The 5,851-nt window shown below is 72.8% G+C and carries 5 protein-coding genes; all 5 read left to right on the top strand.

Annotated elements, in window-relative coordinates; all coding sequences use genetic code 11:
• The first annotated feature begins 237 nt into the window (after positions 1 to 237).
• The gene (locus F8274_RS29690) at positions 238 to 2,745 is read left to right on the top strand and encodes a bifunctional FO biosynthesis protein CofGH (RefSeq protein WP_151465657.1); all 2,508 of its coding nucleotides are present in this window, start codon (positions 238 to 240) and stop codon (positions 2,743 to 2,745) included.
• A 153-nt stretch (positions 2,746 to 2,898) separates the two neighbouring features.
• The gene (locus F8274_RS29685; RefSeq protein WP_225854036.1) at positions 2,899 to 3,243 is read left to right on the top strand and encodes a hypothetical protein; all 345 of its coding nucleotides are present in this window, start codon (positions 2,899 to 2,901) and stop codon (positions 3,241 to 3,243) included.
• A 90-nt stretch (positions 3,244 to 3,333) separates the two neighbouring features.
• Positions 3,334 to 4,731 carry a DUF4331 domain-containing protein gene (locus tag F8274_RS29680; RefSeq protein ID WP_151465656.1) on the top strand — a complete coding sequence of 466 codons (1,398 nt, stop codon included), beginning with the start codon at positions 3,334 to 3,336 and terminating at the stop codon, positions 4,729 to 4,731.
• A gap of 12 nt (positions 4,732 to 4,743) precedes the next feature.
• Positions 4,744 to 5,085: a phospholipase gene (locus F8274_RS29675; RefSeq protein ID WP_370518290.1), complete on the top strand. Its 342-nt coding sequence runs from the start codon at positions 4,744 to 4,746 to the stop codon at positions 5,083 to 5,085.
• 490 nt (positions 5,086 to 5,575) lie between these two features.
• A complete protein-coding gene (locus F8274_RS29670; protein ID WP_013284161.1) occupies positions 5,576 to 5,836 on the top strand; it encodes a WhiB family transcriptional regulator in 261 nt (86 codons plus the stop codon).
• Positions 5,837 to 5,851 lie beyond the last annotated feature (15 nt).

The raw sequence follows: 5,851 nt of genomic DNA, 5'->3' as shown, positions 1-5,851 counted from the left end.
GGCGGTGCCCCGCACGTGGCGCCCCCGTTCGGCCAGCCGCCGTCGGCCGACCCGACGCAGGCGATCCCGCGCCAGCCGGCCGACCCCGGCCAGCCGGCCCCGCCGGACGACCGTACCCAGCGCTTCGACCGGGAGGACCCGAACTTCCCGCGCTGAGCCGCTGTCTTTCGCGGCCGCCCGCCCGTCTCCTCGTCGGGGGCGGGCGGGTGCCGACCGCCCAGCGCATAGGCTGGGCGGATGGTTGATCGCAGCGAGCCCGTCCCGACCGAGGCGAGCGTCCGGCGGGCCCTGGGCCGGGCCGCCACCGGCCGGGCGCTGGACGTGACCGAGGCGAGCGCGTTGCTCACCGCGCGCGGCACGGCGCTGGACGAACTGCTCCGCATCGCGGGCGAGATCCGCGACGCCGGGCTGCGGGAGGCCGGCCGCCCGGGTGTCGTCACCTTCTCCAAGAAGGTGTTCATCCCGCTGACCCGGCTCTGCCGGGACCGCTGCCACTACTGCACCTTCGCCACGGTGCCGCACCGGCTGCCCGCGGCGTACCTGGAGAAGGACGAGGTCCTCGCCATCGCCCGGGAGGGCGCCGCGCAGGGCTGCAAGGAGGCGCTGTTCACCCTGGGCGACCGCCCCGAGGAGCGCTGGCCGGCGGCCCGGCGGTGGCTGGACGAGCGGGGCTACGACTCCACCCTCGACTACCTGCGCGCCTGCGCCGTGGCGGTGCTGGAGGAGACCGGCCTGCTGCCGCACCTCAACCCGGGCGTGCTGTCCTGGTCGGAGCTGCAACGGCTCAAGCCGGTCGCGCCGAGCATGGGCATGATGCTGGAGACCACCGCGACCCGGCTCTGGTCCGAGCCGGGCGGCCCGCACTACGGCTCGCCGGACAAGGAGCCGGCGGTGCGCCTGCGGGTGCTCGACGACGCCGGCCGGGTGGGTGTGCCGTTCACCACCGGGCTGCTGATCGGCATCGGGGAGACCCTGGCGGAGCGGGTCGACGCGCTCTTCGCCATCCGGCGGGCGCACCGGGAGTACGGCCACCTCCAGGAGGTGATCGTGCAGAACTTCCGCGCCAAGCCGGACACCGCGATGCGGGGGATGCCCGACGCGGAGCTGCACGACCTGGCCGCCACGGTGGCGGTGGCCCGGGTGCTGCTCGGTCCGAAGGCCCGGATCCAGGCCCCGCCGAACCTCATCGAGGGCGAGTACGACCTGCTGCTGCGCGCCGGCATCGACGACTGGGGCGGCGTCTCGCCGGTCACCCCGGACCACGTCAACCCGGAGCGCCCCTGGCCGCACCTGGACGAGCTGGCCCGGCGTACCGGGCAGGCCGGCTTCACCCTGCGCGAGCGGTTGACCGTCTACCCGGAGTACGTCCGGGCCGGCGATCCGTGGCTCGACCCGCGCCTGCTGCCGCACGTCACCGCCCTCGCCGACCCGGAGACCGGGCTGGCCGTCGAGGCGGCCCGCCCGGTGGGCCGGCCGTGGCAGGAGCCGGAGGAGGTGTTCGGCGGACGGACGGACCTGCACGTCACCATCGACACCACCGGGCGGACCGGGGACCGGCGGGGCGACTTCGACGACGTCTACGGCGACTGGTCGGAGGTGGCCGCGAAGGTCACCGTGCCGGCGGCCGTGGCGAGCGACCCCGACCTGCGCGCCGGCCTGCGGCTGGCCGCCGAGGATCCGGCCGCGCTGCTGGACCCGGCGCACGAGGCGAAGGCGCTGGCGCTGTTCGGCGCGGACGGCCCGGCGCTGGACGAGCTGTGCCGGATCGCCGACGACGTGCGGCGGGACGCGGTCGGCGACGACGTCACCTACGTGGTCAACCGCAACATCAACTTCACCAACGTCTGCTACGTGGGCTGCCGGTTCTGCGCCTTCGCCCAGCGGGAGAGCGACGCCGACGCGTTCCGGCTCTCCGTGGCGCAGGTCGCCGACCGGGCCGAGGAGGCGTGGGCGGCCGGCGCCACCGAGGTCTGCCTCCAGGGCGGCATCGACCCGAAGCTGCCGGTCACCGGCTACGCCGACATCGTCCGGGCGATCAAGACGCGGGTGCCGGGGATGCACGTGCACGCGTTCTCCCCCATGGAGATCGTCACCGCGGCCGCGAAGGCGGGCGTGCCGGTGCGGGAGTGGCTGCTCCAGCTCCGCGAGGCCGGCCTGGACACCATCCCGGGCACCGCCGCGGAGATCCTCGACGACGACGTGCGCTGGGTGCTCACCAAGGGCAAGCTGCCGGCCGCCGCCTGGGTCGAGGTGGTCGGCACGGCCCACGAGCTGGGCATCCGGTCCAGCTCCACCATGATGTACGGCCACGTCGACCACCCCGGCCAGTGGCTGGCCCACTTCCGGGTGCTGGCTGGCCTGCAGGACCGCACGGGCGGCTTCACCGAGTTCGTGGCGCTGCCGTTCGTGCACACCAACGCGCCGATCTACCTGGCCGGCATCGCCCGGCCCGGCCCGACCTGGCGGGAGAACCGGGTCGTGCACGCGATGGCGCGGCTGCTGCTGCACGGCCGCATCGCCAACATCCAGTGCTCCTGGGTGAAGCTCGGCGACGCCGGCACCGTCGAAATGCTCCAGGGCGGCTGCAACGACCTGGGCGGCACCCTCATGGAGGAGACCATCTCCCGGATGGCCGGCTCGGGCAACGGCTCGGCCCGCACCGAGGAGCAGCTCCGGGGGATCGCGGCCGCGGCGGGCCGGCCGGTCCGCAAGCGGACGACCGCGTACGGTCACGTCGGCGCGTAGCGTCGAACCTTTCCCCGCCGCCGGCCGTACCAGTGGATGCCGGCGGCGGTTGCGGCGAGGACCGCCGCCGGCATCCCCAAGCCCGGGGCACCCGGCGGCGTCCGGTCCCCGGTCCAGTGTGGGCGCTTCGGCGCCGGCCCGGAAAGGTTGCCCATGACCAGTGATGAGCCGAAGCGGGACATTGATGAGCCGCAGTGGGCCATTGACGAGCCGCCGCCGGCCGCTGATGAGCCGAAGCGGCGGCCCTGGCCGCGACTGACCCGCCGGCAGACGTTGACCGCCGCCGCGAGCGCCACCCTGGGCGCCGCCGCACTCACCGTGCCGGGCCTGTCCGCCGCGCAGAACGCCCCCTCCGCGGCCCGGCGCGACGAGCCGATCGTGGTCCACCTCCGCGACGCGGCCTCCGGCGCCATGGACGTCTTCGTCGGCACGACCCGGATCCAGGTACGCGACCGCGGCCTGGCCGACCGCCTGGTCCGCGCCGCCGCCCGGCGCTGACCGCCCCCGCGCCACCGGCGCGGCCCTCCCGGCGCGCGGCTCCCGGCGCCGGTCCCGACTTCCGCTACCCCGACGAAGGTGTGGTCCGCCATGTCCTCTCACCGTGAGGCCCCGGAGATAGCCAAGGATCCGGTCGCCGACAGCTCCGACCTGTACGCGTTCGTCAGCCCGAGCCAGCCCGACACGGTCACGTTGATCGCCAACTACGTGCCGGTGCAGCTCCCCTCCGGCGGCCCCAACTTCTTCGAGTTCGGCGACGACGTCCGCTACGAGATTCACGTCGACAACGACGGCGACGGTAATCCGGATGTCACCTATCGTTTCGAATTCACCACGGAGATCACGAATCCGAACAGCTTTCTTTACAACACCGGGCCGATCGAGTCGCTGGACAGCAAGAACTGGAACCGGCGCCAGTTCTACCGGTTGACCCGGATCGCCGACGGCCGGGAGCGGGTGCTGGCGCACAAGCTGCCCTGCCCGCCGTGCAACGTGGGGCCGCTGTCCACGCCCAAATACCAGGACCTGGTGCGGCAGGCGACGTTCCGGCTGTCGACCGGGGAGAAGGTCTTCGCCGGCCAGCGGGCCGACGGCTTCTTCGTCGACCTGGGCGCCATCTTCGACCTCGGCACGCTGCGCCCCTTCCAGCAACTGCACGTGGCCGGCAAGAAGCTGTTCAAGACCGAGGGCGAGCCGGTCAACGCGCTGGACCGGTTGAACGTGCACAGCATCGCCGTGCAGGTCCCGCTCGCCAAGGTCCGGCGCAAGGCCGGCCGGTACGGCTACGCCGACCGCGCCTCGACCATCGGCGTCTGGACGACGGCCTCCCGCCAGCAGGTCCGCGTCCTCGGCGACCGGGTGGCCGCGGACACGGCCGCCGGCCCCTTCACCCAGGTCTCCCGGCTCGGCAACCCGCTGTTCAACGAGGTCGTCGTGCCGATGTCCAGGAAGGACCTGTGGAACACCCTGCCGCCCACCGAGGACAAGCGGTTCGCCCAGTTCGTCGAGCAACCCGAGCTGGCCGCGCTGCTGCCCGCGCTCTACCCGGGCGTGTTCCCCAACCTGGACGCGCTGAACAAGTCGAAGAAGCCGCGGGCCGACCTGGTGGCGATCCTGCTCACCGGCGTGCCGGCCGGGCTGATCGACGGCTTCGCCAACACCACGGGCGACCTGCAGGCCGACATGCTGCGGCTGAACACGGCCATCCGGCCCAACCGCAAGCCGGACCGGTTCGGCGTGCTCGGCGGCGACCTGGCCGGCTTCCCGAACGGCCGGCGGGTGGGCGACGACGTGGTGACCATCGCGCTGCGCGCGATCGCCGGGCTGACCGTGCCGCTGGTCGACAAGACGTTCAAGCCGGACGCGGCGGCGACGGCGGTGACCCCGGGGCTGAGCGCCGCCGACGTGACCGCGCCCTTCCTGGGCGACTTCCCGTTCCTCGGCACGCCGTACGACGGGTTCAACAATCCGCCGGCGAAGAAGTCCTGAGCGGGAGGGTCCGTGCACGACCACCACCACGCCCTCGGCCCCTCGCAGAGCGGCAGCGTCATGCTCGACCTGGGCGGCGAATCCGGTGCGCTGATCATCCACACCGGACGCGACCTGCACGGCCGGGAGATCGAGATCAGCCGGGCCGATCGGGACGAGCCCCGGACCCACTCGGCCGTACGCGAGCGGCACGTCCACGGCGGTGTCGTCCACTGCGCCGTCTACCCGGACCTGGCCGCCGGTCTCTATACCGTCTGGTGGGACAGCGCCACGCCGGCCGGCGCGATCTCCGTCACCGGCGGCGCGATCGCCGAATTCGTGTGGCCGGCCGGCTCACCTCCGGGCGCTGACTGACCGCTCAGCCGTCGCGCCGCCGCGCCCCGTCCACATGTTGGACGGGGCGCCGTCGGCGTTTCCGGGCTCGACGGGCGGTACCGCTCGGGTCGGGTTAACCTTGCGCCCACCAATGCTGATCTTGGACGGTGTCACGACGACCGCCCGGGTGCGGTCCGCCGGAAGCCTCCACCGGGGGCCGCCGGCGGTGTCCACACCGGTGCGCCACGGCAGAAAACTTGGGGCAACTCGCCGGGGAAGGCGTTACTCGTCCGGGGTCTGAATCGATAGGGCAGGTTGCGAGGGTCGGGCGGCCACCACGGCCGTCCGGACGTGTCGGGAGGGCGACTCCATTATCAAGTTTGGCTTGACGGAGCACGCATTACACGCGTGTAATTTGAATGGGGTTGTTCGCGCGGAACGCAACAAATTGTGACCGGACGAACAAGCACGCCTTTCGCGTGGGGGGTTGCAGCGGCGATGACGCCGGTGCGCGACAAGGAGGCAACGGATGGACGGCCAGCTCGAGGTGGCCGACCTGCTCGGAAACGCGCCGGAGTGGCAGGAGCGGGCGCTGTGCTCGCAGACCGACCCGGAGGCGTTTTTTCCCGAGAAGGGCGGCTCGACCCGCGAGGCGAAGCGCATCTGCTCGCGGTGTGAAGTGAAGACGGAGTGTCTCGAATACGCGCTCGGCCACGACGAGCGGTTCGGGATCTGGGGTGGGCTCTCCGAGCGGGAGCGGCGCAAGCTCAAGCGGCGCGTCGCCGCCTGACACGCGTACCGGACC

The sequence above is a fragment of the Micromonospora sp. AMSO31t genome (assembly GCF_008868175.1).
In the GTDB taxonomy this organism is placed as follows: Bacteria; Actinomycetota; Actinomycetes; order Mycobacteriales; family Micromonosporaceae; genus Micromonospora.
This window is presented reverse-complemented; position numbering and strand designations above follow the sequence as displayed.